This window comes from Gemmiger formicilis (assembly GCF_016900095.1).
Classification (GTDB): domain Bacteria; phylum Bacillota; class Clostridia; order Oscillospirales; family Ruminococcaceae; genus Gemmiger; species Gemmiger formicilis_A.
Window position 1 is genome coordinate 1 of the sequence record NZ_JACJJP010000094.1, and the last position, 260, is coordinate 260.

At 52.3% G+C, this 260-nt stretch carries 1 rRNA gene; it reads right to left on the reverse strand.

The features are described 5' to 3' along the window. Positions 1-205: 205 nt before the first annotated feature. Positions 206-260, reverse strand: a 16S ribosomal RNA gene (locus tag H6B15_RS15345); the annotation flags it as partial.

Sequence of the window (260 nt, forward strand, 5' to 3'; positions counted from 1 at the left end):
CCCCTGCTTGCAAAGCAGGTGCTCTCCCAACTGAGCTATACCCCCGCGCTTTCCAGCGTTTCGGGTTTCGCTGCCCTTATGCTGAAGATCTTTCAGAAACCTCTCAAGAGGCTTCCGCAAGGCCTTCAAAATTGAACAATCCTGAAACATGCTTACCTGTCCGTGAACATCAAGACCAGCCTGATCTTCACGTCTGACTCCCTAGAAAGGAGGTGATCCAGCCGCACCTTCCGATACGGCTACCTTGTTACGACTTCACC